The organism is Leifsonia sp. C5G2, assembly GCF_013359685.1.
Taxonomy (GTDB): Bacteria; Actinomycetota; Actinomycetes; order Actinomycetales; family Microbacteriaceae; genus Leifsonia.
The window spans coordinates 353,939-378,029 of the sequence record NZ_JABFMV010000001.1; the positions used below are offsets into that span (position 1 = coordinate 353,939).

The following is a 24,091-nucleotide window of genomic DNA, read 5'->3' on the forward strand; positions in this document are numbered from 1 at the left end:
CTCACCGTAGCGCGTAGATTTCTGACGGTGAGCCTTCCCACACCCCTGCTTCTCGGACCCAACCAGCCGCTGGACCGGCCCTATCGGGGCGGCGCGGGGATCGCACGATTCCGCGGGACACCGCAGCCGAGCGAGTTCATGCCGGAGGACTTCGTCGGGTCGACCACGCAGATCTTCGCGGGCGGCGGGATCGGGCTCACGGTCCTGCCCGACGGCCGGACGCTGCGGGATGCGGTCGACGCCGACCCCGTCGCCTACCTCGGCGAGGAGCACGTCGGCCGGTTCGGCGCGCGAACGATGTTGCTGGTCAAGCTGCTCGACACCGCGGAGCGCCTGTTCGTGCACTACCACCCGGACGACGCGTTCGCGGCGCGCCACCTGCGCAGCCCGCTGGGCAAGACGGAGGCGTGGGCGGTCATCGAGACCGAGGGCGACGCCTACGCGGCCCTCGGCTTCCGGCGCCCTGTCCCCCGAAGCGAGGTGCGTGCCTGGTGGGACGGCCAGGACACGGAGGCCATGCTCGACGCCATGAACCGCGTGCCGCTCTCCGCGGGCGACACGCTGCTCGTGCCGGCTGGACTGGCGCACGCGATCGGGCCGGGCGTCACCCTGGTGGAGCTGCAGCAGCCGACCGACCTCTCCCTCCTGCTGGAGCGGCGCTCGCTGACCGAGGCGGAGGCCCTGCTCGGCCTCGACCTCGACACCGCGCTCGACGGGCTCGTCGTCGACGCGACGCCCGCGGAGCGGATCGAGACGCTGCGCCGGGGGCGCGGCGCGGAGACGCTGTTCCCGGCCGACGCCGACGCTTTCTTCTCCGCCGAGCGGCTGCAGGTCTCAGGATCGCGCGAGCTCGAGCCGTCCTTCTCCGTGCTCGTCGTGCTCGACGGCACCGGGACGCTGGAGTCTGCGGCGGGCAGCCTCCCGCTCCGGCGCGGCAGCACGGTGCTCACGGCGTTCGGGGACGGACCGGTCGGCCTCACCGGCGAGCTCCAGCTCATCCGCTGCCGGCCGCCGCGCTGAGCCCGGCCGGTCGTCGCCGTCCGTCCGCTGTCGGACGCCGCGGCTACGCTCGCGCCATGGACAGCCGATGCGCGCTCTGCGGCGGGCCGCCGCATCCCGGTGCCCCGCTGGCGCTGTGCCTCACTCACCTGCTGGAGGCGCACGACTGGGTGGCGGGCGAGTTCGGGATGACCGACCTGCTGCCCTCGCCGTGCGTGTTCTGCGGTTCCCGCCTGGGCGTGCGGTATCCGTCGGGCTGGCTGTGCGCGGTGTGCGAGTGGCGCGTCGGCGAGGTGCCGCCGGACGATCCGGCGGCCTCGCGCGTGGACGTGGTCTACTACCTGCGCTTCCGCGACCGGATCAAGATCGGCACGACCGCGAACCCGGCGCAGCGCTTCGCGGCCCTCCCGCACGACGAAGTCCTCGCCTTCGAGCGCGGCGACCGGACGCTGGAGCAGCGCCGCCACGCGGAATTCGCGCACTTGCGCATCCCCGGCACCGAGTGGTTCGAGACCGACCAGTCCCTCCTCTCCCACATCGCCTCCCTCCGCGCTCCGACCCCCGACCCCTGGTCCCTCCTCGCCCGCTGGCGCAGCGAATCCGCCGCCCGCGCCTGACCCCCCCACCGTCGAGTACACGAAGACTGCACGCGACACCGGCGTGTCGCGTGCAGTCTTCGTGTACTCGACGGTGGTCAGGCCACTTCGAGGGTGGGTTGCGGGGTGGGGGTGGGGTCGAGCTTGGCGGCCAGGCGGGCCATGTCGGCGGCCTCCTCGGCTGCGGGGTCGATCAGGGGGATGGCTGCGGCCATGGCGGCGGGCGGGGCCGCCGCCTCGGGTGCGGGGTCGGCGCGGCGCGCCCGCATGAGGACCGCGGCCACCACGGTGACGGCGCCCGCGGCGATCGCGAGCACTCCGGCGGTGGCGAAGCCCTCGGTGTAGCCGGACTCGGCGGGGAGGCCGTCGGGGGCGATGGCGCCGGTCACCAGGGCGGTCATCACGGCCGCCCCGACCGCGGAGCCGACCGTGCGCAGGTTCGCGTTCATCCCGCTCGCGATCCCGGTCTGGGTGGCGGGAACGCTCTGAACGACCACGCTCGTGATCGCCGCGTAGATGAGGCCGAGGCCGATGCCGAACACCCCGGAGGCCGCGGCCACCGCGAACAGCGAGCCGTGCAGGAACGCGAGCGACAGGCTCGCGGCGCCCATGAGCACGGCGGAGACCACGATCTGCGCCCGGAAGCCGACCCAGCGGGCGAGCGGCCCGCTGAGGAACCCGGTGACGGCCATGGTCACCAGCATCGGGAGCATCAGCATCCCCGACTCCGCCACCGAGGCGCCGAGGCCGTAGCCGGTGGAGGCCGGCGTCTGCACGAACCGCGGGAAGTAGGCGAACACGGCGAACATCGAGGCGCCGATGAACACGGCTGCGGCGTTCATGGACCAGACGCCCGGCTCCCGCATGAGCCGCATGTCCACCAGCGGGTGACGCGAGCGCAGCTCGACGAGCACCCACGCGGCGAGCAGCACGGCCGCCACGACGAACAGGCCGACGACCTGCGGGGAGCCCCAGCCCCACTGCGCGCCCGTGCTGAGCGGCAGCAGGAGGGCGATCAGCCAGCCCGAGAGCAGGACGGCCGCCCACGGGTTGACCCCGCCGGTCGCCCGGGTGGGCGACTCGGGAATGGCGATCAGGGCGAGGACGGCAGCGGTCACCGTCAGGGCGACCGGCAGCAGGAACAGGCCGCGCCAGCTGAGCGCGTCCGCCAGCGGTCCGGCGAGCACGGTGCCGAGCCCGCTGCCGATGGCGATGATCGACGCGATCGCGCCGATGGCGGAGGGCAGGCGGTGGGCCGGGAACTCGTCCCGGATGATGCCGAAGGCGAGCGGGAACATGGCGCCGCCGAGGCCCTGGATGACGCGGCCGGCGATCACGACGCCGATGGTCGGCGCGACGGCGGCGACCACGCTTCCGAGCGCGACGGCCAGGAGGGCGAGGACGAGGATGCGCCGCTTGCCGACCAGGTCGCCGACGCGGCCGAGCAGGGGGGTGGCGACCGCGGCGGCGATGAGCCAGGCGGTCATGGTCCAGGTCACGCCGGCGGTGGTGGTGTGCAGGTCCGCCTGGATGACGGGGAGGACGGGGACGACGAGCGACTGGAGGGTCGCGAAGGAGCCGACGCTCAGCGCCAGGATGGCGAAGGTCAGGCCGGGACGGGATCGAGACATCGTCGGTTGTTTCCGTTTCTCGAGATGAGTGCCGAAAAGGGCTAGAATTGGAGGCAGGCTCCGTTCGGAGGGTTCCTCCGGTTAGTGGATACATTACCGGAGGGCGCCTCCGTTTTGCAACCCCGATCTCCCGACCCCGGAAGGACCGACCCCGTGACCGGCACCGAGACCCCCACCGTCGGAGTGGTGCGCCCGCAGCGCGCGGACGCGCGCCGCAACTTCGACGCGCTGCTCGCCGCAGCGCGCGAGGCGTTCGCCGCACAGGGTTCGAATGCGCCGCTCGAGGACATCGCCCGCCGCGCCGGCGTCGGCATCGGCACGCTGTACCGCAACTTCCCGACGCGGGACGCGCTGGTCGAGGCGGTCTACATCGACGAGGTCGCCGCCGTGGTCCGCGCAGCCGACGACGCCGCCGCCCTCGAGCCGTGGGAGGCCGTCGAGGCGTGGCTGCGCCGCTTCGTCGCGTACGTCGGGACGAAGCGGGCGCTGGTCGACGGGCTCAATAAGGAGTCGCCCGTGCTGCTCAGCTGCCGAACCTCGCTCTACACCGCGGGCGAGCCGCTCATCGAGCGCGCCCAGGCGGCCGGCGAGCTGCGCGCCGACGCCACCATCGGCGACGTGATCCGGATGGTCTCCGGGATCGCCGGTGTCGCGTTCGATGACGACGAGCAGCGCGACCGCGTGATGGCGATGGCCGTCGACGGTCTCCGCGCCCGCTGAGCCGCATCCCGCGCGCGACCGCTGACTACTCTTAGAGGATGGAGCTCGGCGTCTACGCGGTGATCGCCGTCGCGGTCATCGTCGGCGTCGCCGCCTTCGCGCGCAAGCTCGGCGTCGCGGCTCCGATCATCCTCGTGATCGTCGGCGTTCTGCTGTCGTTCCTGCCCGGCGTCCCGGAGATCAAGGTGCCGCCGGAGGTGATCCTCGACGGACTCCTGCCGCCCATCCTCTATGCCGCGGCCATCAGCGTCCCGCTGACGGACTTCCGCCGTAATCTCGCCCCGATCGCCGGCCTGTCGGTCGTGCTCGTGATCATCACCGCCTTCGCCTCCGGGTTCGTGCTGTTCACGATGCTGCCAGAGCTGAGCCTGGCCGCGGCGGTGGCCCTCGGCGCGATCATCAGCCCGCCGGACGCGGTGGCCGCGACCTCCATCGGCCGCAAGCTCGGCCTCCCGCCGCGCCTGCTGACCGTGCTCGAAGGCGAGGGGCTGGTCAACGACGCCACGGCGCTCGTGCTGCTGAGGACCGCGCTGGCGGCCGCGCTCGGCACGCTGGCGACGCCCTGGGCCGGCGTGCTCGACTTCCTCTCCGCCGTGCTGATCGCGCTCGTGGTCGGGCTCGTCGTCGGGTTCGTCTCGGTCTGGGTGCGGTCGAAGCTGAGCGACCCGGTGCTCGACACCGCGCTCTCGGTCGTCGTCCCGTTCGCGGCCTTCGCCCCCACGGAGGCCCTGCACGGTTCCGGCGTGCTCGCCGTGGTCATCGCCGGCCTGTACACCGGGCACGCGGCACCGCGGCAGTTCAGCGCGCAGGCGCGGATCAGCGACCAGATCAACTGGCGCACCATCCAGTTCCTGCTGGAGAACGGCGTGTTCCTGCTCATCGGGCTCGAGCTGCGCACGCTCATCGGCGACGTGCAGCAGTCCGAGGTGATCAGCGTCGGGAGCGCGATCGGGATCGGGCTGGTCGCGATGCTCTCGCTCGTCATCATCCGGTTCGTGCTGATCGTGCCGCTCATCCTCGGCCTTCGAAGACGCGCGGAGCGCGCTGAGCGCTCCGTGCTCCGCGAATGGCTGATGATCAGCTACTTCCGCGACCATCCGGTCCGCTACCGCTGGCAGGCGTTGCGGAAGCAGCGCGCCGAGCAGCGCTACCTGAGGCACCGCAGCGACCTGGAGGAGTTCCGCCAGGAGGCGATCGACTGGAAGGGCGGCGTCGTGCTCGGCTGGGCCGGGATGCGCGGCGTCGTGACCCTGGCGGCCGCCCAGTCGCTGCCGACCAGCATCCCGTACCGTCCGCAGCTCATCCTGATCGCGTTCACGGTCGCCTTCGTCAGCCTCGTGGTGCAGGGCGGCACCCTCCCGTGGCTGATCCGCACCCTCGGCCTGCAGGGCGCGGACGCCGGCGAGGACCGGCGCCTGCTGGCGCAGCTGCTCGACGACCTCAGCGAGGCCGGGCTCGCCGTGCTCGACGATCCGGAGTCGGCGGCGGGCACGTCCGCGCCCGTCGACCCGGAGGTCGTGGAGCGGGTGCGCCAGTCGTCCTACCTGCGGGCCGAGTCGGCGTGGGAGCGCACGCTCACCCACGCGCCGCCGGACCAGCGCCCGCATCACATCTATCGCACGCTGCGGCTCGCCGTCGTCGACGCCGAGCGCACGCGCCTGCTCCTGGAGCGCGCCCGCGGCTCCTATCCGTCGCGCGTGCTCGCGGAGGCGCAGTCCCTCCTCGACCTCGAGGAGACCCGCCTGCGCACGCGGTCACGCTGAGCGGACCGGGCGGATCCTCCGCATCGCGTCATATCGCCGCGCCCGCCGGGTCTGTATAGGTGAGCCCTTTCCGTTGAGGGCATGAGGAGGAACCCATGGAACTCACCGTGATCCGGGAATCCGACGGCCGCCGCATGGTCGTCGCGGTGACGGCCGCCGACGAGAACGAGGCGCTGCGCGCGATCCAGAACGCGATCGGGAGCGTCACCGTCGCCCGCGAGGCGCCGGTCGTCCGCACGCGCAGGCAGGCGTTCCGCATGGCCGCTGCTTTTTAGTCATTCAAAACACCGTGTAGGGTCGGACCATGGACACGGCACGGCTCGAAGGCGTCCTCCACGACGCCGGCCTCAGGGCGACGCGAGGGCGGGTGGCGGTGCTGAACGCGCTGACCGTCCACCCGCACGTCGACGCCGAGACGGTGTTCCGGGCGATCCTCCCGGAGCTGCCCGGCACCTCCGTCCAGAACGTGCACAACGTGCTCGGCGACCTGACGGCTGCCAGGCTGATCCGCCGCATCGAGCCGGCGGGCTCCGCGGCGCTGTACGAGCGCCGGATCGGCGACAACCACCACCACGTGGTCTGCACCGCGTGCGGTGCCGTCGCCGACGTCGACTGCGTCGTCGGTCGCGCGCCGTGCCTGCATCCCTCGGACGCGGGCGGCTTCGCGATCGACACGGCTGAGGTCACGTTCTGGGGACTGTGCCCGTCCTGCCAGTGAAGAGATCGATACGAGGAGAAGAATGACGGACGACTACACCACCACCCAGACCGGTACCCCGGTCGCCAGCGACGCGCACTCGCTGACGGCGGGACGCGACGGGGTCACCGCCCTGCACGACCGCTACCTCGTCGAGAAGCTGGCCCAGTTCAACCGGGAGCGCATCCCGGAGCGGATCGTCCACGCGAAGGGCGGCGGCGCCTTCGGCGAGTTCGTCGTCACCGGCGACGTGACCGCCTACACGAAGGCCGCGGTCTTCCAGCCCGGCACCGCCACCCGGACGCTGCAGCGCTTCTCGTCGGTCGCGGGCGAGCAGGGATCGCCGGACACCTGGCGCGACGTCCGCGGCTTCTCGGTGAAGTTCTACACGACCGAGGGCAACTACGACATCGTGGGCAACAACACCCCGGTGTTCTTCATCCGCGACGGCATCAAGTTCCCCGACTTCATCCACTCGCAGAAGCGCCTGCCGGGCTCGGGCCTGCGCGACGCCGACATGCAGTGGGACTTCTGGACGCTCTCCCCCGAGTCGGCGCACCAGGTCACCTACCTCATGGGCGACCGCGGGCTCCCGCGCTCGTGGCGCACCATGCCCGGCTACGGCTCGCACACCTACCAGTGGATCAACGCGGCCGGCGAGCGCTTCTGGGTCAAGTACCACTTCCACTCGCTGCAGGGCAACGAGGAGATCACGGGTGTGGAGGCCGAGCAGCTCGCGGGCGCCGACGCCGACTACTACCGCCGCGACCTGTACGAGGCGATCCAGCGCGGCGACTTCCCGGCCTGGCGCGTGTCGGTGCAGGTCATGCCGTACGAGGACGCCAAGACCTACCGCTTCAACCCGTTCGACCTCACCAAGGTGTGGCCGCACGGCGACTACCCGCTGATCGAGGTGGGCATCCACACGCTCAACCAGAACCCGGAGAACTTCTTCGCGGAGATCGAGCAGGCGGCGTTCTCGCCGGCCAACACCGTCCCGGGCATCGACATCAGCCCGGACAAGATGCTCATGGCGCGCGTGTTCTCCTATCCTGACGCCCAGCGCTACCGGGTCGGCACCAACTACAACGAGCTGCCGGTGAACCGCCCGGTCGCGCCGGTGCACAACTACTCGCAGGACGGCTCGCTGCGCCACGGCTTCAAGCCGGCCGACTCGCCGGTCTACGCCCCGAACTCGTTCGGCGGCCCGGCCGCGCAGCCGGAGCGCGCGGGCGAGGGCTCGTGGGAGTCCGACGGCGCCCTGGTGCGCTCGGCGGCGACCCTGCACGCCGAGGACGACGACTTCGGCCAGGCCGGGACGCTGTACCGCGAGGTGTACGACGACGCGGCCAAGGCGCGCTTCCTCGACACGATCGCGGGAGCGGTCGGCGGCGTGAAGCGCGAGGACATCCGGGAGCGGGCGATCCAGTACTGGACGAACGTCGACGGCCAGCTCGGCCGCGCCCTCCGGGACCGCCTCGACTCGCCCGCGGAGACCCCGGACGAGGCCGCCGAGTACGTCGGCGTCGCCGAGTAATCAGGCCGGAATGGGAGGTGCCCGCGGCCGGATCGGCCGCGGGCACCTCCCTGTGAACATTGCGGTCGGCACGGAGTCGCGCCGGCGCGCAGATCGGTAGTCTGAGCCGGACACACACACGATTGGGGGTCGTGATTGCCTGCCGCCGCATACCTGACGGGCTTCGGCCGTTATCTTCCCGGGCCGCCCGTCGAGAACGACGACATCGCAGGGATCCTCGGGGGCGACGATCCGGTCACGGACCGCATCCGCCGTCGCGTCCTCAGCGCCAACGGGATCCGGCAGCGCCACTACGCCCTCGACGCCGACGGGCGCCCGACGGAGCTCAACGAGGAGCTGGCGGCGAAAGCCGTCACGGCGGCGCTGGAGGATCGCGGTCTCCAGGCGCACGATCTGCGGATGCTTGCCTGCGCGACGACGATGGGCGACGTCCTGGTCCCCGGCTTCGCCTCCATGGTCCACGGCCGGCTCGGCGGCGGGCCGATGCAGACCCTGTCGGTCTCCGGCGTCTGCACCTCGAGCCTCGCCGCCCTCGACGCCGCAGCGGCGAAGATCCGGCTGGGGGACCACCCTCGCGCGGCGGTCGTCGGATCGGAGCTGGCGAGCCGGAGCCTGCATGATAGCCGTTTCGACGGCAGGCGGGAGGGCCTCGACTCCCATTTCCTCCGCTGGATGCTGTCGGATGGTGCCGGCGCGGTGGTGCTCGAGTTCCAGCCGCATCCGACCAAGCCGTCGCTCCGGCTCGACTGGGTGCGCCAGGTGTCCCTCGCCGACCGGCATCCCGTCTGCATGACCGCGGGGATGAGGGGCGACGAGGCCCGGCCGGGCGACACCTGGCAGGACCTCAGCGTCGCGGATGCCGAGGCGGCGGGGATGTTCGTACTCCGGCAAGACATCGGGATGCTGGGCGACCTGGCCGAGGAAGGCATCCGGCAGTTCGAGCAGCTGGTCGACACCGGCCTGGTCGACATCGGGCGCCTCGACCACGTGCTCTGCCACTACAGCACCAACGCGTTCCGCGACATCGCCCTCGACGCGATCCGCCGGCGTGCGCCGAGCCTCGTCGAGGACCGGTGGTTCTCGAACCTCGAGACCTGCGGAAACACCGGCTCCGCCAGCATCTTCATCGCGCTCGAGGAGGCGTGGCGCACAGGGAGGTTCGCCGTCGGCGACACGATCCTCCTCGCCGTTCCGGAATCGGGACGCTTCTCGTTCGCCTTCGCCCACCTCACCGTGGTGGGGCCCGACACACGTAAGGACACCTCAACATGACCATCGAAGCCGTCGAAGAGACGACGCTGAACACCCGCCTCGCTCGCGTCTGGGAGGAGCTGGAGGAACGCCTGGAGCGCGTGCCCATCCTGAAGCGCCTGGCCGAGGGCGACGTGACCCTCGAGGACTACACCCGGCTGCTCTTCAACCTCCGCCAGCAGGTCGTCGACGGGACGCCGTGGATCTCGCGCGCCGCATCCAACTTCGACGCGGAGCACTTCGCCCTCCGCTCGGCCGCCATCCGTCACGCCGAGGAGGAGCACCGCGATCACCTCATGCTCGAGCGCGACTATGTCGCGGTGGGCGGATCGCTGGACGACCTGCGTCGCGGTCGCAAGAACATCGGCTCGGAGGCGCTGTCGGGCTACATGTTCCACTACGCGAGCCGCCCGAACCCGATCGGCCTGCTCGGCGCGATGTTCGTCATCGAGGGCCTGGGTGCGAAGCGCGCTGCCGGCTGGGCCGGACGCTTCCAGGAGGTATTGGGGCTGGCCGACAACCAAGTGCACTTCATGCGATACCACCAGGAGGCCGACGCGCAGCACACGGGCGCTCTCGACGCGATCCTGGCTTCCGATCTCATCGACGACGATGCTGCCGACGAGATCGTCCGCTGCGCACAGGTGGTCGCGCGCCTCTACGCCCTGCAGCTCGAAGAACTGGATCGCTGACATGACCGCCCCGGCGTCGCACGACCCGAGCATCTGGGAGGCGATCGCGGCCGATCCGTCGATCCCGCTCGACCGGCGGCTGACCCGGCTGATCCTGGAGGACCAGCAGCGGCCGTCGCGGCAGTGGCTCTACCCGCTCGCGCGCATCCTGAGCCGGGTCGCCGTCACGGTGGTGTCGATCGTCAAACGATTCGTGCCACGGCGCTGGATGTCGCTGGAGACCATGGATGCGCTCTGCCTCTGGTTCCTCCGGCGGTTCGTCTCCCCCGACGCCGTCGAGCTGCTGATCCGCCATTTCGTCGTCGAGACGAATCTCCTCAACTTCCTGATCCGCAACTCCCCGGCAGCGATCGAGCCCGTCGCGCTCCGACCGGTGTCCCTCGCGGGTCTCGGCGATCACGCCGTCGTCGAGCACGACCTCAACGTCTACGACGTCTTCATCGCCCTCGACGGCGCACCGGTCTCGCGCAGCGAGCCGCTCGACTTCCAGCAGCTCGATGTGCCGCCGCTGGATCCCGAGCGGCGGCGACGCCGGATCCTGCGGCTCGACATCCAGACGGCACTGTGCCTCATGAACATCCCGTTCTGCATCGCCCTCACCCGCGACGAGTACCGACGTGCCATCCACTCGATGAGGTTCGACGATTCGCTCCTCGACATGCTCGCCGTGGTGTGCGGCGACGAGGGTTTCCGCCGCTGGACCTCCGGCACCATGAGCATCCGGATCGACTCGAACGTGGATGTGCCGCGTGCCGTCTACGTGCACGCGCTGATCTGCGAGTACGCGCACGCCCGCTTGGTGCACCTCGCGGAGTCGGCGTCCGGATCCCTCCGGGGAGCGAAGGACGCCTCCCCGTCGCAGAGAGGCTAGAGGGTCGCCTCGATGGTGCGGTCGTAGACCGTGGTGCCGCCGACCCGCACGCGGCCGTCGCCGACCGGCTCCGTGGCGATGTCGGAGCCCTCGCCCTGCAGGATGCTGAGCGGACGGCCGAGGCGTGCCGTCAGCGCGACCGCGGCGGCCCCGGTCGCCTCGTCCTCGACGATCCCCATCGCCGGGGCGAACATGCGGGCGCGGATGGCCCCGGCGGACTCGTCGATCCAGGCGTAGGCGTAGGTCTGGCCGGTGGTGAAGGCGAACGGGTCGAGCGCCTCGACGTCTTCGGGCGACTCCAGCGCCAGCCACTCGAACTCGGGCGTCCACTCCGGCCGCGCGGTGATCCACGCCGTGTCGTCGTCGACCGCGACCTCGACGTCGCCCGCCGGCTCGCGCAGCACGTCCACCGGGGTGCGGCGGTCGGCCAGCCACCACGCCGTGCCGACGCTGGGGTGCCCGGCGAAGGGCAGCTCCTTCGCCGGGGTGAAGATGCGGATGGACGCGGCCCGGCCGGGCTCGTCGACCGCGTCGACGAACACGGTCTCGCTGAACCCGAGCGCGGTGGCGATCTCCTGCTCGCGGGCGGCGGTGGCCTCCGAGCTCTGCACGATGCCGAGTTCGTTGCCGTTCCGGCCGCTCTCGTTCGTGAACACGCGTACTACGACGACGTCGATGGTCTCATCCATGGGCCCAGCCTGCCAGACGCATATGCCCGCCGTTAAGACCGCTGGTGCATAATCGCGGCATGAGCGACGACCGCCAGAACGCCAACGAAGAGGACCTCGCCGTCGAGCACGCCGCCGAGCGGCTCGCCGAGCGCTTCCCCGACGTCCCGCGGGACCACATCGACGCCCTGGTCGAGAAGCACCACGAGGGGTTCGACGGTGCGCCCGTGCGCGACTTCGTCCCCGTGCTGATCGAGCACGACGTGAAGCGGGAGCTGAACGCGCGAGAGCGCACCGACTGACCCAGCCGGCGCGCCCGCGCGAACCCTTCCCGGTCAGGCCGGGATCAGCGTGTACTTCGTGCTGAGGTACTCGTGGATGCCCTCGAGGCCGCCCTCGCGGCCGAGGCCCGACTGCTTCACGCCGCCGAACGGTGCGGCCGCGTTGGAGACGAGCCCGGTGTTGAGGCCCATCATGCCGGTGTCGACGCGGTCGATCAGCCGCTGGCCCCGCGCGAGGTCCTGCGTGAAGACGTAGCCGACGAGGCCGTATTCGGTGGAGTTGGCGGCAGCGACGGCCTCGTCCTCCGTGGAGAAGGTGGAGATCGCGAGGATCGGGCCGAAGATCTCCTCGCGGAGGATCTCGCTTCCGGGCTGCACGTCGACGACCACCGTCGGCTCGAAGAAGTAGCCGTCGCCCTCCGGCGCGGTCCCGCCGGTGAGGACGCGCGCGCCGCGGGCGACCGCATCCTCCACGAGCGCCGTCATGGACGCGACCGCGCGGTCGTCGATGAGCGGGCCGATCGTGACGCCGTCGCCGGTGCCGCGACCGAGCCGCAGCGCCTGCACCTTCTCGGTGACACGGCGCGCGAACTCGTCGGCGACCGACTCGTGCACGATGAAGCGGTTGGCCGCGGTGCACGCCTGTCCGATGTTGCGGAACTTGGCGAGCATCGCGCCCTCGACGGCCTTGTCCAGGTCGGCGTCCTCGAACACGACGAACGGGGCGTTGCCGCCGAGCTCCATCGACGTGCGCAGCACGTTCTGGCCGGCCTGGGCGAGCAGGGTGCGGCCGACCGGCGTGGAGCCGGTGAAGGACAGCTTCCGCAGCCGCGGGTCGGCGATGATCGGCTCCGACACCGCTCGGGCGGTGCTGGTCGGGATGACGTTGACCACGCCCGCGGGCACGCCTGCGTCCTCCAGCAGCTGGGCGAAGAAGAGGGTGGTCAGCGGGGTCAGCTCGGCGGGCTTCACCACGACGGTGCAGCCCGCGGCGAGCGCCGGGGCGATCTTCCGCGTCGCCATCGCGAGCGGGAAGTTCCACGGCGTGATCAGGTAGCACGGGCCCACGGGACGCTGCGAGACGACCATCGTGCCGGTGCCCTCGGGGTTCTGCCCGTAGCGGCCGGAGATGCGCACCGCCTCCTCGGAGAACCAGCGCAGGAACTCGCCGCCGTAGGTGACCTCGCCGTTCGCCTCCGCGAGCGGCTTGCCCATCTCGAGCGTCATCAGCAGGGCGAAGTCGTCGCGCCGCTCCTGCAGCAGGTCGAACGCGCGGCGCAGGATCTCGGCGCGGACGCGCGGCGCGGTGGCCGCCCAGTCGTCCGCTGCGGCGGCGGCCGCATCCAGCGCCCGGATCCCGTCCTCGGGCGTCGCGTTCGCGATGCGCTTGACGACGCGGCCGGTCGCGGGATCCTGCACGCCGATCTGCTCGCGGCTACCGGCCTCCCACACCCCTCCGATGTAGAGGCCGTCGGGGACGCGGGCGAGAAGCTCGCTCTCGCGGGCGGTCAGCTCCGCAGTGGTGTCGACGATGGTCATGCGCCCGCCACCGCCTCCGCGACGACGTCGAGACCCTCGATGAGCAGGTGGTCCGGGATGCTGAGCGGCGGGAGGAAGCGGATCACGTTCCCGTAGGTGCCGCAGGTGAGAAGCACGACGCCCGCGGCGTGGGCGGCGGAGGCGACCTTGGCGGTGAGGGCCGCGTCCGGCTCCCCGGTGGTCGGGTCGACGAGCTCGATCGCGACCATGGCGCCACGGCCGCGCACCTCGGCGACGCGCGGGTCGGCGTCGCGGAGCGCTCCGAGCTTCTCGAACAGGATGTCGCCGATCTGGCGGGCGCGCGCGGCGAGGTCCTCGGTCTCGTAGGTCTCGATCGCGGCGAGGGCGGCGACGCACGCGAGCGGGTTGCCGCCGTAGGTGCCGCCGAGGCCGCCGACCTGCGGCGCGTCCATGATCTCGGCGCGGCCGGTGACCGCCGACAGCGGCAGGCCGCCGGCGATGCCCTTCGCGGTGACGATGAGGTCGGGCACGATGCCGAACTGCTCGGAGGCGAACATGGTGCCGGTGCGCGCGAAGCCGGTCTGCACCTCGTCGGCGATGAAGACGACCCCGTTCGCGTTCGCCCAGGCCTGGAGTGCCGGGAGGAAGCCGTCGGCCGGGACGATGAAGCCGCCCTCGCCCTGGATCGGCTCGATGATGAGGGCCGCGAGGTTGGCCGCTCCGACCTGCTTCTCGATCATGCTGATCGCGCGCTTGGCCGCCTCCGCGCCGGTCAGGCCGCCGTCGCGCAGCGGGTAGCTGAGCGGTGCGCGGTAGATCTCGGGGGCGAAGGGACCGAAGCCGTTCTTGTACGGCTGGTTCTTGGCGGTGAGGCCCATCGTGAGGTTGGTGCGGCCGTGGTAGGCGTGGTCGAAGGCGACCACGGCCTGCTTGCCGGTGTAGTGGCGGGCGATCTTGACGGCGTTCTCGACGGCCTCGGCGCCGGAGTTGAACAGGGCGCTGCGCTTGGCGAAGTCGCCGGGGGTCAGGCGGTTGAGGGCCTCGGCGACGTCGACGTAGGAGTCGTACGGCGCGACCGTGAAGCAGGTGTGGGTGAACGCGGCGACCTGCGCGGTGACGGCGTCCACCACGCGCGGGGCCGAGTTGCCGACGCCGGTGACGGCGATGCCGGAGCCGAAGTCGATGAGGGAGTTGCCGTCCACGTCCACCAGCACGCCACCGCCGGCGGCGACCGTGTAGACGGGGATGGTGGCGCCGACGCCGGCCGCGACGGCCTGCGCCTTCCGCTCGGCGCGCTTGCGCGACTCGGGGCCGGGGATCGGGGTGACGAGCCGGCGCTCCTGCGGGAGCGAGGGTCCGCCGACGGGGGTGTCGATGGCGGTGTCGAGGATGCTCATGTGGGGAATCGTAGGAAGGACGGGCCCGGGCGACGGTGGACGCGACGTACAATCGCTTCGCCGACGATCGACACCCTGGCGGATGGAGCCCGATGCCCGCGACCCTCACCCAGCTGCTCGCGCGTGCCGAGCTGGGGCTGCGACTGCTCACGCCGCACAGCGCGGGCGACCCGGACGCGCCTCTCGCCTGGGCGCACAGCTCCGACCTCCCGGACCCGACCCCGTTCCTCTCCCCCGGCCAGGTGCTGCTGATCACCGAGCCGCCGGAGGACGCCGAGGCCTACGTCGCGCGGCTCTCCGCGCACGGCATCGCCGCGCTCGGCTTCGGCACGGAGGTGGTGCGGGCCGGGACGCCGGAGTCGCTGGTCGACGCGTGCACGCGGCACGGTCTCCCGCTGTTCGAGGTGCCGTACCGCACGCCGTTCATCGCCGTGGTGCGCTTCGTGGCCGACCGCGTGGCTGCCGACGCGTACGCGAGGAACACCTGGGCGCTGCGCGCCTCCCGGGCGATCTCGCTCGCCGCGCTGCGGCCGGACGCCCTCGGCGCGGTCCTCTCCGAGCTGTCGCGTCAGATCGAGCGGCCGGTGGCACTGGTCGGCGCGGACGGTGCGGTCGCGCGGTCGTACCCGGCCGGCGCGGTGGACGCGCGCGCCCGCCGCGCCCTGGCGGAGGCCGCCGACCCGCTGCTGCGGAGCGGTCGCCGTGCCGCGGGGACCGTCGGCACCGACGCCGGTCCGTTCGCGCTCCAGACGCTCGGAGCCGCCGGGCGCCTCCGCGGCGTGCTGGCCGTGGGCTCGGAGGGGCTGGATGCGGCGGCCCAGCAGGTCGTCACCGGGGTCGTCGCGCTTGCGGGCCTCGCCCTGGAGCAGTCGCGCGCCGCCGACGCCGCCCGCTCGCGCCTGCGGACCGCCGTGTGGCGCGCGCTCGTGGCCGGCGACACCGCGGTCGCGGCGTCGATCGCGGAGCCGGTGCTCGGGGCGCTGCCGCAGCCGCCGTTCCGCGTGGCTGTGCTCGGCGGGAGCGGGGTGGCGGCCGCGGCCGACTGGCTGGAGTCGAACACCGACGTGTTCTTCGCCCGCGACGGCCAGGACCTCGTGGTGCTCGGCGACGACACCGTCCCTGCGACGCTCGCCGGCCGGTTCGACCTCCGCGGAGGGGTCTCCTCCCCCGCCGGTCTCGGCGGTCTCCCCTCCGCGCTGGAGCAGGCGGCCGCCGCTCGCAACCGCGCCACCGCCGACGATCCGGTCGCGTCCTTCGACGACGTCGCCGCGGCCGGGATGCTGGAGCTGCTCCGCACCCCCGACGCCCGCGCCGTCGCTGCGACGGCCCTGCAGCCGCTGTTCGCCGCCGATCCGACCCTGCCCGGCATCCTGCGCACCTGGCTGGACGCGGACGGCGTCTACGACGTCGCCGCCCGGCAGCTCGGCATCCACCGCCACACGCTGCGCGCCCGCGTGGCCGAGGCGGAGCGCCTGCTCGGCCGCGACCTCTCCTCGTTCGCCGCCCGCGCCGACCTCTACGCCGCCCTCCGCGCCACCGTCTGATCCCACCACCGTCGAGTCCGCGAAGACTGCACGCTTCCGGCGGTTCGAGCGTGCACTCTTTGCGGACTCGACGGTGGGCGCACATCCGCCACAATGGGGGGATGAGTATTCCGGTATCGGGGACACACTTCGGCCTGACCGCCGGCGACTACCACGCGACGATCGCGTCGGTGGGTGCGACGCTGCGGACCCTGCAGTTCGACGGCCGCGACCTCGTGGTTCCGTTCGACGCCGACGAGGTGCGGCCCGCCTTCCGCGGCGCGACCCTCGCCCCGTGGCCGAACCGCGTGGTCGACGGACGCTACACGTTCGACGGCGTCGAGCAGCAGCTTCCGCTCACCGAGCCGAACCGCGGGCACGCCCTGCACGGCCTCGCCGCCTGGCTGGACTTCGCCGCCGTCGACCGCGCGGCCGATAGCGTGACCTTCGTCGCCACCATCGAGGCGCAGGCGGGCTACCCGCACCGGGTCGAGGTGAGCGTCACGTTCTCGCTCGACGAGACCGGCCTCCACACGACTGTGACCGGCACGAACACCGGGCCGACGCCTGCGCCGTGGGGCACCGGTCCGCACCCCTACCTCGTGGCCGGCCCCGGGCGCGTCGACGACTGGACGCTGGAGCTGCTGGCAGGGCAGGTGCTCGAGGTGACAGAGGACCGGCTCATCCCGACCGGCCTCGCCGACGTCGAGACCGCGGAGGGCGGGATCTGGGACTTCCGCACCCCGCGCCCGATCGGCGACACCTTCATCGACCACGCGTTCACCGACCTGGCCCGCTCGGCCGACGGCGAGACGATCGTCCGCGTCACGGCTCCCGGCGGCACGGGCGTCGAGATGGTCTGGGGCGAGGACTGCCCGTGGGTCCAGGTCCACACCGCCGACCAGCCGCTCCCCGAGCTCGACCGCCTCGGCCTCGCCGTCGAGCCGATGACCTGCCCGCCGGATGCCTACAACTCGGGAACGGACCTGATCGTCCTGGAGCCCGGCGCGTCCGCCTCGGCCTCCTGGACCATCCGGGCGATCTGAGCCGCCTCCGGCACACAAAGAAGATGCGCGCGGCCTTCCACGACCGGCCGCGCGCACTGCGATGGTAGGCCGCACCAGCCGACGCTCGCGCTGTACGCGGTGTCGAAGCGCGTTGCGCTGTCTCGACAGCAGGGCGGATGCGCGTCAGGACGAGCCCCGGGCGCCGCGCGACACGTCGTCCCGCAAAAGCATCGCCGGGCGGACGATCGCGCGCTCCAGCCGGCGGACCACCTGCAGGTAGTCGGCCGTCCAGATGATGCGCACCGCCGTCGCCATCGCGTCCGCGGGGCCGTCGAGGTCGTCGCGGACCGCCGCGGCGAGCTCGTCGCTCGCGGCAGGGTCCGCCGGGTCCGGTTCGGGCAGCGGGCCGAGCGCGACCAGCTGGGCGGCGAGCTCGGCGTACCAGCGCTGCAGCCGGTCCATCGGGTCGAGGAGCGCCTGACGGGTGGAGGCATGGTCGCTTCTGGCCGGCGTCTGCCCGCGCCACAGCTCCAGGATGGCGTCGGCCGCCAGCCGCACCCCCGCGACGCCGGTCACGGTCGCGGAGACCTCGGAGAGCGGGCGCGTCTTCGACCCGCGCTCGGTCAGGAACGTTCGGAACGCGTCGTCCAGCCGCCGGGAGGCCGCGGCCGCGCGCAGCGACTGCTGGTGCGGTTCGGGATGCGCCGGTGCCGACGGATCGCACCGCCCCACCCCGAAGGCGACCGCCGCGCGGAGGTAGTCGACCCCGGCGAGGTACGCGTCGGCGACCGCCGAGCGGAGCGACGCGGCGGCCCCGCGCGGCCAGAACAGCGCGCCGACGACCAGGCTGACCGCGCAGCCGAGTGCCACATCCTCGATCCGGACCAGGCCGACCGTCCACCCGGCCGGTGCGATGATGTTGAACAGCAGCACGAGTACGACAGTGAACGCGGCCTGCCCGGCCGCGAACGAGATCGCCGAGGGCGCCACCCCGGCGATCAGGATGGCGACCGGCAGCACCAGCCAGAGCACGACGGGATTGGAGCCGATCGCCAGCAGCGCCAGCGCACCGACGACGACGCCGATCACCGTCCCGAGAACGCCGCGCAGCGCCGTCTGCCCCGTGCTCAGGGCGCTCGAGCGCAGCACGGAGAGGGTGCCGAGCACCACCCAGAAGGCGTGGTCGACGCCGGTCAGCTTGGCGATCAGCACGGCGAGGCCGAGGCCGATCGCGCCGCGGATGCTGTTGCGCAGCCAGACGGAGTTCCAGCCGACGTAGCCGCTGGCGCGCTCGGCCGCGGCGGCGACCGGGCCCGCCAGGTCGCCGGGCTGGCGGCCGAGGGCCCGCTGCCACCAGGAGCGGCGCTCCGCCTGGGCGGTCAGGACGATGTTGCGGCCGACGGTCATCACCGCGTAGGCGAGCTCCTGGGCGCGGAAGCCGGGTCCGAGTGCGGCGATCACGGCGTCGGCCGACATCCCGGAGCCGCCGTCCCGCGCCCCGGACTCGGCGAACGCAGGAGAGAGCGTGGCCGCCTCCACCGCGCTGCGCGCGAAGGACAGTCGTTCGAGCGCCGCGTCGAGCTCGGTCGTGTCGCCGCCATGTCCGGCAAGGACCACCGCGCCTCGGTCGAGCACGTCGGCGGCCGCCTCCCGGACCGTGCGGGCGGCCTCGTGTGCCGGCGCGGGCGTGTCGTGCGGCATCCGGATGTGCCGGTCGAGCTGATCGACGACGCTGTTCAGCCACAGCAGCTCGTCGACCAGGCGCACCACCGTCCGGGCGGGAGCGCTCAGCCCCGTCGGCCGGTACGGAGTGGCGAGGAAGCCGGTGTGCAGGGCGGTCACCGCGACCTGCGCCTCGGCGGCCGTCGCATCGGCGTCCGCAGCCGCGGCGGGTGACAGCTCCCCCGGCGCCAGGGAGCGCGCACGGGCTGCCAGCGCCCGGCAGGCGTCGGCCGCCCGGCCGCGCAGCGGTTCCCGGGTGGGCGCAGGCCAGAGCAGCGTGATCGCGGCGACGCTGACCAGCGCCGCGATGCCCCAGCCGAGCAGCCTCGGGCCGACGGACGCCGGGGTGCCGGGCAGCATCACCGGCAGGATGAACGTGAGCAGCAGCGATGTCCCCGCCGACGCGATGACGGAGCTGACCGACCCGGCGAACAGCACGACGAGCGCGACGACGGCCATCGCCGACGCGGAGAGCCAGACCGGGGAGGACGCGAGCGTCCCCAGCGCGACGAGCACCCCGCCCGCGACGGCGAGCGCGACCTGCGCCTGCACGCGTTCCCGCAAAGGTCCGCCGAAGTCGACGAACAGCAGCAGCGCGAACGAGCCGAACGCCGAGAACAGCGCGACCTCCGGGCTGCCGATCACCCGGCTCCCGAGCAGGAACAGGAGCGGAACGGCGATCGCCGCCCGCCCGGCCCGGCGCAGCGCCATCAGGCCGGGGTCGTGCCCGCTCAGCCAGGACATGACGCGCACGCGGACCTCCTCCCGCCGGGCGGCGCCGTCCGGCGCGCGCGCCGCGCCCCACACACTAGCGCGGGCGGGCCTCCGCCGGGGTACCGTGGCGAGAGATGAAGGTCACAGCCAAAGCCGGCGGGTCGCGCCCACCGTCGACGGGCGTCCCCCGGAACCCGGCGGGCGTCGGCCGCACCGCGCTCTACGCGACCGCGCTGGCGGCACTCGGCGTCGTCTTCGGCGACATCGGCACCAGCCCGCTCTACGCGCTCAAGACCGTGTTCCTGCTCGACGGCGGCGCCGTGCGACCCAACCAGGACGACGTGTACGGGGTGGTGTCGCTGATGTTCTGGAGCATCACGATCATCGTCTCGATCAAGTATCTGGGCATCCTGATGCGCGCCGACAACGACGGCGAGGGCGGCGTCATGGCGCTGGCGGCGCTCGCCCAGCGTCTGTACGCCCACAAGGCGGGCAAGGCCGGGGTGCTGCTCGTGATCGGCATCGTCGGCGTCTCGCTGTTCTACGGCGACTCGATCATCACGCCCGCGATCAGCGTGCTCTCCGCCGTCGAGGGACTCCACGTCACGACCCCGGCGATCTCGCACCTGGTGCTCCCGATCGCGGCCGTCATCCTGATCGCGCTGTTCGCGCTGCAGCGGTTCGGGACGGGCCGGGTCGGCGTCCTGTTCGGTCCGGTCATGGTGCTGTGGTTCGTCGTGCTGGCCGTGGCCGGACTCGGGATGGTGATCCAGTACCCGTCGGTGCTGGTCGGGCTCTCGCCCACGTTCGCCGTGACGTTCATCGTCGCGCATCCCGCCATCTCGTTCATCGCGCTCGGCGCGGTGGTACTCGTCATCACCGGTGCGGAGGCGCTCTACGCCGACATGGGGCACTTCGGCCGCTCGCCGATCCGCCGGGCGTGGTTCCTCCTGGTCTTCCCGGCCCTGACCCTCAACTACCTCGGCCAGGCCGCGCTGGTGCTGAACCATCCGGCGGCGAAGGCGAACCCGTTCTTCCTGCTGTTCCCCGACTGGTCGCGCCTGCCGGTCGTGTTCCTGGCGACGGCGGCGACCGTGATCGCCAGCCAGGCCGTGATCTCGGGGGCGTTCTCCCTGTCGCGGCAGGCCGTGCAGCTCGGGCTGCTCCCGCCGCTGACGGTGCGGCAGACCTCGGAGCGCGAGGGCGGCCAGATCTACATGCCGGCCATCAACATGCTGCTCTTCCTCGGAGTGATGGCGGTCACGCTCACCTTCGGCTCGTCCGACCGGCTCTCCACGGCGTACGGCATCTCCGTCACCGGGGCTCTGGTCGTCGACACCGTCCTGCTGTTGCTCGTGTCCCGGCGGCTGTGGAACTGGGCGCCGTGGAAGATCGTGCTCGCGGGCCTGGTCTTCGGCGGGCTCGAGCTGGCCTTCCTGGCCGGCAACCTGTCCAAGATCATCAACGGCGGATGGGTGCCGCTGCTGATCGCGGGGGTCGTCATCCTCATCATGACCACCTGGCGCCGCGGCCGCCGCCTGGTGCAGGAGGACAGGAAGCGCAAGGAGGGCTCGCTGACGGAGTTCATCGAGCACGTCCAGGAGGAGCGGCTCCCGCGCGTGCCGGGCGTCGCCGTCTTCCCCCACCCGAACAAGGACAGCACCCCGCTCGCGCTGCGGGCGAACGTCAAACACAACCACGTGCTGCACGAGCACGTCATCATCGTGTCGGTCGGGTTCGCGCAGGTGCCGCACGTGCCGCCGGCGGAGGCGTTCGAGTACGACGACCTGGGGTACGCGGATGACGGCATCGAGTACCTCGGCATCCGGTTCGGGTTCTCCGACGACCCCGACATCCCGAAGGCGCTGCGGGCGGCCTGCCGCATCGGGGCACTCCCGATCCGGACGGAGGACCTCACGCACGCGTCGTACTTCATCTCGCGCGGCGCCATCCGCACGACGCGCACCAAGAGCATGGTGCGGTGGCGGAGGTCGCTGTTCGTCGCGCTCGCGCACAACGCCGCGGACCCGGCCGCGCGCTTCGACCTGCCGCCGCTCCGCACGGTCACGATGGGCAGCGACGTCGAGATCTGACGCTCAGGCGCCGGACGGCGCGAGCAGCTGGTCCGTCAGCATGCGCCTCGTCTTCTTCGTGGACGGCCGACGTCGTTCGTCCGGCGGGGCTTCTCTGCTCCAGGAGGCCGAAGCAGCAGTGTTGCGAAGGGCAGGACGAGTCCGAGTGCTAGGTCGGCCCACACCAGCCATGTTCCCCAGAAGACGGACCACGACTGGAGGTGCGTCCATCCGACCCAGAAGAGCCCAGCGCAAAGGCCCGCCACGAGCCAATTAACCGTGATTCCGTGGAGACCGAGCAGACGGTTGAGAAGGTACGCGATGCCGCCGAGCGCAAAGCCGCCAATCGCTCCACTGAGGAAGAACATGACGACGAAGACCGGGAAGTAGCCCCAGTGTTGCGAGGATATGGTGCGCGCCCACAGATCGAATTGAACGAAGACCACGACGACAACCGCCACCAACCACGGTCCGTGGCGCCTTGGCTTCGCCAATTTGCTTCCGCTGCCTGTCTGGTGGAGGTCGCGATTCACTTTTGCGGGGGCTGTGCGGGAAGCGGCGGGTGTCCCATCGCTGCTTGAAGGTTAGCCGCGTAACCCGTCCAGAGCAGTCCTGTGAAGAGTGAATACGCGTCGTCCCAGCCTTCTGGTGTCGATTTCTCGAAGCCCGCTTTGACGTCGAGAAAGTTGTGGCCATTGGCTCCTGCTCGCACGGTGAACTCAACGGTGCCCGGGTACTCCGGGTGGCCGGGGAGAGCCTCGATGGTGTAGCTGGTCTCCGTGAGCTTGGTGACTTTGATGTCCCCGGAGGTCAGACCTTCGTTTTCCAGGTCCGCCAATCTGGTGTGGATCACTTGGCCGACGCGAGTCAACGTGACATCTTGAGCGGAGCCGTCACGCCTCCACGCTGGCGGAAAGACCTGGCCGAAATGAGCCTTGATATAGGCGAAGATTTCTTCCGGAGTCTTGTCGTTCATGTATGGCCCGAGGTCGTACTGATGTAAGTAGCCAAGCGGGTATCCGAAGTTGCCTTCTTGAATCGCTCCTGATTGAGCTGAAACGTCGACGCCAGCGTACTCGTGGGTGGAAATCTTCGCGGCGAATAGCCCCCGAATGACAGCGAGGTCCACGCCGTTCGCGTAATAACTGCCGTCGGCCTCTACCGCGACCTTGTCCAACTCGACGGCCGCCTGCGTGGCGAGGCGCATCACGTTCAGGCTGTCGGAGAAGTACTTCGCCACGTCGGCGACGAACCACTCCAACTTGTCGATCTTCTCCTTGAGGTCTTCAACCTCGTTCTCGACCTGATCTCTGAGCCGCTGGAGTGCCTGGTTCTGGTGGGCGAGCTTCTCCACGTCGCCGGTGAACACCGCTTGGAGTTGTGTGAAGAAGTCGTCGTTTCGTTCGATCTGCTCCTCGATCAGGCGAAGCCGCTCCTTGGCCTCCTGCAACGCCTTCGTGAGGTCGTCGTGGTCGAGGTTCCCGTATTTGGCGAGCACGGAGTGCGCGTGCTCGTAGGAGGCGAGCTCGGCCTGGACATCGCCCATGGCTTCGCGGAGCTTCGCGATGCCCGGCAGGATCAGCTCCGCGAACAGGCCGCGCCCAGCAGCGAACGCCGCCCCCTGAAGGACGCCCGCGTCGAGTTGGGCGACCAGATGCTTGGACCCAGAATCCAGGCGGCTGACGATCACGTCCGCGGTCGTGATGTTGCTGCGCATCGCGCTGATGAGGTTGCTCGAATCAGCGGCGCTGAACCTTACGCCCATGGCAGCGCGTTCCTCTCTTTCGCGAGCTTCTCCAGTTCATCGTCGAACGACTGCCGGACCCGCGAACGCGTCTGCTCGAGCTCCTCCGACGTTTCTTCCACGTACCGGTCGATCCTCAGCAGTAGGTCGTTACGCACCTCCAGTTCGTGCTGCACGCCCCTGTCACCGGCCTCTATCCGTTCTCTGAGGGAGGACTCTCGGTCCCGGCCCACCGCATGGAACTGTTCACGGAACTGCTCCAACGAACCCTCGTAACGCTGCCGAGCCTCGGAGAACTCGTCCTCCTGCCGTTCCACCCGCTGGATCTGCCCGTTCAGTTCGGCACGTTCCGTCGCGCTCCGATCCGCACTCACTGAGCATTCACCCAGCGTTCCGCATCCGCGACATCACGCTTTTCGATGCTGCTCGCAAGCTCCGGGAACTTGTTAGCCTGGCCCAAGACCGCAGCGCAGAACTGGCTGATCGTCTGGAACATCTCGTTCGTGACATCCCGGCCCGCATCCATCCCAGGAATGCCGGCGGCGAAACCGAATGTCACTTGCTGGTCCGAATACTCAGAGGTTTCGATACCGACCAGCTCATTCACCGCGGCATCGGCGCCGACCGTGCTCGAAACGATCCTTCCAGCTGACATCAGTTCCCCTTCATCGCTACATCCGACACGAGCAACATGCGCGTGCCCTTG

The 24,091-nt window shown here is 71.1% G+C and carries 22 protein-coding genes; 14 read left to right on the plus strand and 8 right to left on the minus strand.

What is annotated here, in order from left to right; genetic code table 11:
• Positions 1-27: 27 nt before the first annotated feature.
• Both HNO83_RS01645 and HNO83_RS01650 read left to right on the plus strand, forming a co-directional pair.
• Positions 28-1,020 carry a class I mannose-6-phosphate isomerase gene (locus tag HNO83_RS01645; protein WP_349627048.1) on the plus strand — a complete coding sequence of 331 codons (993 nt, stop codon included), beginning with the start codon at positions 28-30 and terminating at the stop codon, positions 1,018-1,020.
• A 56-nt stretch (positions 1,021-1,076) separates the two neighbouring features.
• Entirely contained in the window at positions 1,077-1,616 is a 540-nt protein-coding gene (locus tag HNO83_RS01650; RefSeq protein WP_175335747.1) for a GIY-YIG nuclease family protein, read from the plus strand.
• Positions 1,617-1,693: 77 nt separating this feature from the next.
• Here HNO83_RS01650 and HNO83_RS01655 read toward each other — a convergent pair whose 3' ends face one another.
• On the minus strand, positions 1,694-3,226 hold the full coding sequence (locus HNO83_RS01655; protein ID WP_249776407.1) for an MFS transporter: 1,533 nt from the start codon (positions 3,224-3,226) through the stop codon (positions 1,694-1,696).
• Between the two features lie 153 nt (positions 3,227-3,379).
• Here HNO83_RS01655 and HNO83_RS01660 point away from each other — a divergent pair, with 153 nt between their 5' ends.
• From HNO83_RS01660 to HNO83_RS01695, 8 genes are all read left to right on the plus strand, one after another.
• Complete coding sequence (locus HNO83_RS01660; protein WP_175335748.1) at positions 3,380-3,946, plus strand: TetR/AcrR family transcriptional regulator; 567 nt, start codon at positions 3,380-3,382, stop codon at positions 3,944-3,946.
• A gap of 38 nt (positions 3,947-3,984) precedes the next feature.
• Positions 3,985-5,709: a cation:proton antiporter gene (locus HNO83_RS01665; RefSeq protein WP_175335749.1), complete on the plus strand. Its 1,725-nt coding sequence runs from the start codon at positions 3,985-3,987 to the stop codon at positions 5,707-5,709.
• Between the two features lie 95 nt (positions 5,710-5,804).
• Positions 5,805-5,984 carry a hypothetical protein gene (locus HNO83_RS01670; protein WP_175335750.1) on the plus strand — a complete coding sequence of 60 codons (180 nt, stop codon included), beginning with the start codon at positions 5,805-5,807 and terminating at the stop codon, positions 5,982-5,984.
• A gap of 29 nt (positions 5,985-6,013) precedes the next feature.
• On the plus strand, positions 6,014-6,427 hold the full coding sequence (locus HNO83_RS01675; protein WP_175335751.1) for a Fur family transcriptional regulator: 414 nt from the start codon (positions 6,014-6,016) through the stop codon (positions 6,425-6,427).
• Positions 6,428-6,449: 22 nt separating this feature from the next.
• The gene (locus tag HNO83_RS01680; RefSeq protein WP_175335752.1) at positions 6,450-7,943 is read left to right on the plus strand and encodes a catalase; all 1,494 of its coding nucleotides are present in this window, start codon (positions 6,450-6,452) and stop codon (positions 7,941-7,943) included.
• A 135-nt stretch (positions 7,944-8,078) separates the two neighbouring features.
• Positions 8,079-9,215, plus strand: a complete 1,137-nt coding sequence (locus HNO83_RS01685; protein WP_175335753.1) for a 3-oxoacyl-[acyl-carrier-protein] synthase III C-terminal domain-containing protein — start codon at positions 8,079-8,081, stop codon at positions 9,213-9,215.
• A complete protein-coding gene (locus HNO83_RS01690) occupies positions 9,212-9,886 on the plus strand; it encodes an iron-containing redox enzyme family protein (RefSeq protein ID WP_175335754.1) in 675 nt (224 codons plus the stop codon). Before HNO83_RS01685 ends, HNO83_RS01690 begins: the two co-directional genes overlap by 4 nt.
• A 1-nt stretch (position 9,887) precedes the next feature.
• Positions 9,888-10,757 carry a DUF6999 family protein gene (locus tag HNO83_RS01695; protein WP_175335755.1) on the plus strand — a complete coding sequence of 290 codons (870 nt, stop codon included), beginning with the start codon at positions 9,888-9,890 and terminating at the stop codon, positions 10,755-10,757.
• On the opposite strand, the gene HNO83_RS01700 is transcribed toward HNO83_RS01695, so the two are convergent.
• A complete protein-coding gene (locus HNO83_RS01700) occupies positions 10,754-11,446 on the minus strand; it encodes a PhzF family phenazine biosynthesis protein (RefSeq protein WP_175335756.1) in 693 nt (230 codons plus the stop codon). The two genes, HNO83_RS01695 and HNO83_RS01700, sit on opposite strands and share 4 nt — an antisense overlap.
• Positions 11,447-11,505: 59 nt before the next feature.
• Between HNO83_RS01700 and HNO83_RS01705 the strand changes: the two genes are divergently transcribed.
• Positions 11,506-11,727, plus strand: a complete 222-nt coding sequence (locus tag HNO83_RS01705) for a three-helix bundle dimerization domain-containing protein (RefSeq protein ID WP_175335757.1) — start codon at positions 11,506-11,508, stop codon at positions 11,725-11,727.
• A gap of 33 nt (positions 11,728-11,760) precedes the next feature.
• Here the strand turns inward: HNO83_RS01705 and HNO83_RS01710 are convergent, their stop codons facing one another.
• Both HNO83_RS01710 and gabT read right to left on the minus strand, forming a co-directional pair.
• Positions 11,761-13,245 carry an NAD-dependent succinate-semialdehyde dehydrogenase gene (locus tag HNO83_RS01710; protein ID WP_175335758.1) on the minus strand — a complete coding sequence of 495 codons (1,485 nt, stop codon included), beginning with the start codon at positions 13,243-13,245 and terminating at the stop codon, positions 11,761-11,763.
• Positions 13,242-14,603, minus strand: a complete 1,362-nt coding sequence (gene gabT, locus HNO83_RS01715; RefSeq protein WP_175335759.1) for a 4-aminobutyrate--2-oxoglutarate transaminase — start codon at positions 14,601-14,603, stop codon at positions 13,242-13,244. Before gabT ends, HNO83_RS01710 begins: the two co-directional genes overlap by 4 nt.
• 92 nt (positions 14,604-14,695) lie before the next feature.
• On the opposite strand from gabT, the gene HNO83_RS01720 reads away from it, so the two are divergent.
• Positions 14,696-16,147 carry a PucR family transcriptional regulator gene (locus HNO83_RS01720; RefSeq protein WP_175335760.1) on the plus strand — a complete coding sequence of 484 codons (1,452 nt, stop codon included), beginning with the start codon at positions 14,696-14,698 and terminating at the stop codon, positions 16,145-16,147.
• Positions 16,148-16,248: 101 nt separating this feature from the next.
• The gene (locus tag HNO83_RS01725) at positions 16,249-17,172 is read left to right on the plus strand and encodes an aldose 1-epimerase family protein (RefSeq protein WP_175335761.1); all 924 of its coding nucleotides are present in this window, start codon (positions 16,249-16,251) and stop codon (positions 17,170-17,172) included.
• A 144-nt stretch (positions 17,173-17,316) separates the two neighbouring features.
• On the opposite strand, the gene HNO83_RS01730 is transcribed toward HNO83_RS01725, so the two are convergent.
• On the minus strand, positions 17,317-19,599 hold the full coding sequence (locus tag HNO83_RS01730; protein ID WP_175335992.1) for an FUSC family protein: 2,283 nt from the start codon (positions 19,597-19,599) through the stop codon (positions 17,317-17,319).
• A gap of 104 nt (positions 19,600-19,703) precedes the next feature.
• On the opposite strand from HNO83_RS01730, the gene HNO83_RS01735 reads away from it, so the two are divergent.
• Positions 19,704-21,662 carry a potassium transporter Kup gene (locus tag HNO83_RS01735; RefSeq protein WP_175335762.1) on the plus strand — a complete coding sequence of 653 codons (1,959 nt, stop codon included), beginning with the start codon at positions 19,704-19,706 and terminating at the stop codon, positions 21,660-21,662.
• Positions 21,663-22,170: 508 nt separating this feature from the next.
• Here HNO83_RS01735 and HNO83_RS01740 read toward each other — a convergent pair.
• The 3 genes from HNO83_RS01740 to HNO83_RS01750 are packed head-to-tail and all read right to left on the minus strand — an operon-like array spanning position 22,171 to position 24,040.
• Positions 22,171-23,406, minus strand: a complete 1,236-nt coding sequence (locus HNO83_RS01740) for a hypothetical protein (RefSeq protein ID WP_175335763.1) — start codon at positions 23,404-23,406, stop codon at positions 22,171-22,173.
• On the minus strand, positions 23,397-23,759 hold the full coding sequence (locus HNO83_RS01745) for a hypothetical protein (protein ID WP_175335764.1): 363 nt from the start codon (positions 23,757-23,759) through the stop codon (positions 23,397-23,399). The genes HNO83_RS01740 and HNO83_RS01745 overlap by 10 nt, the downstream gene beginning before the upstream one ends.
• A complete protein-coding gene (locus HNO83_RS01750) occupies positions 23,756-24,040 on the minus strand; it encodes a TIGR04197 family type VII secretion effector (protein ID WP_175335765.1) in 285 nt (94 codons plus the stop codon). The genes HNO83_RS01745 and HNO83_RS01750 overlap by 4 nt, the downstream gene beginning before the upstream one ends.
• Positions 24,041-24,091: the final 51 nt, after the last annotated feature.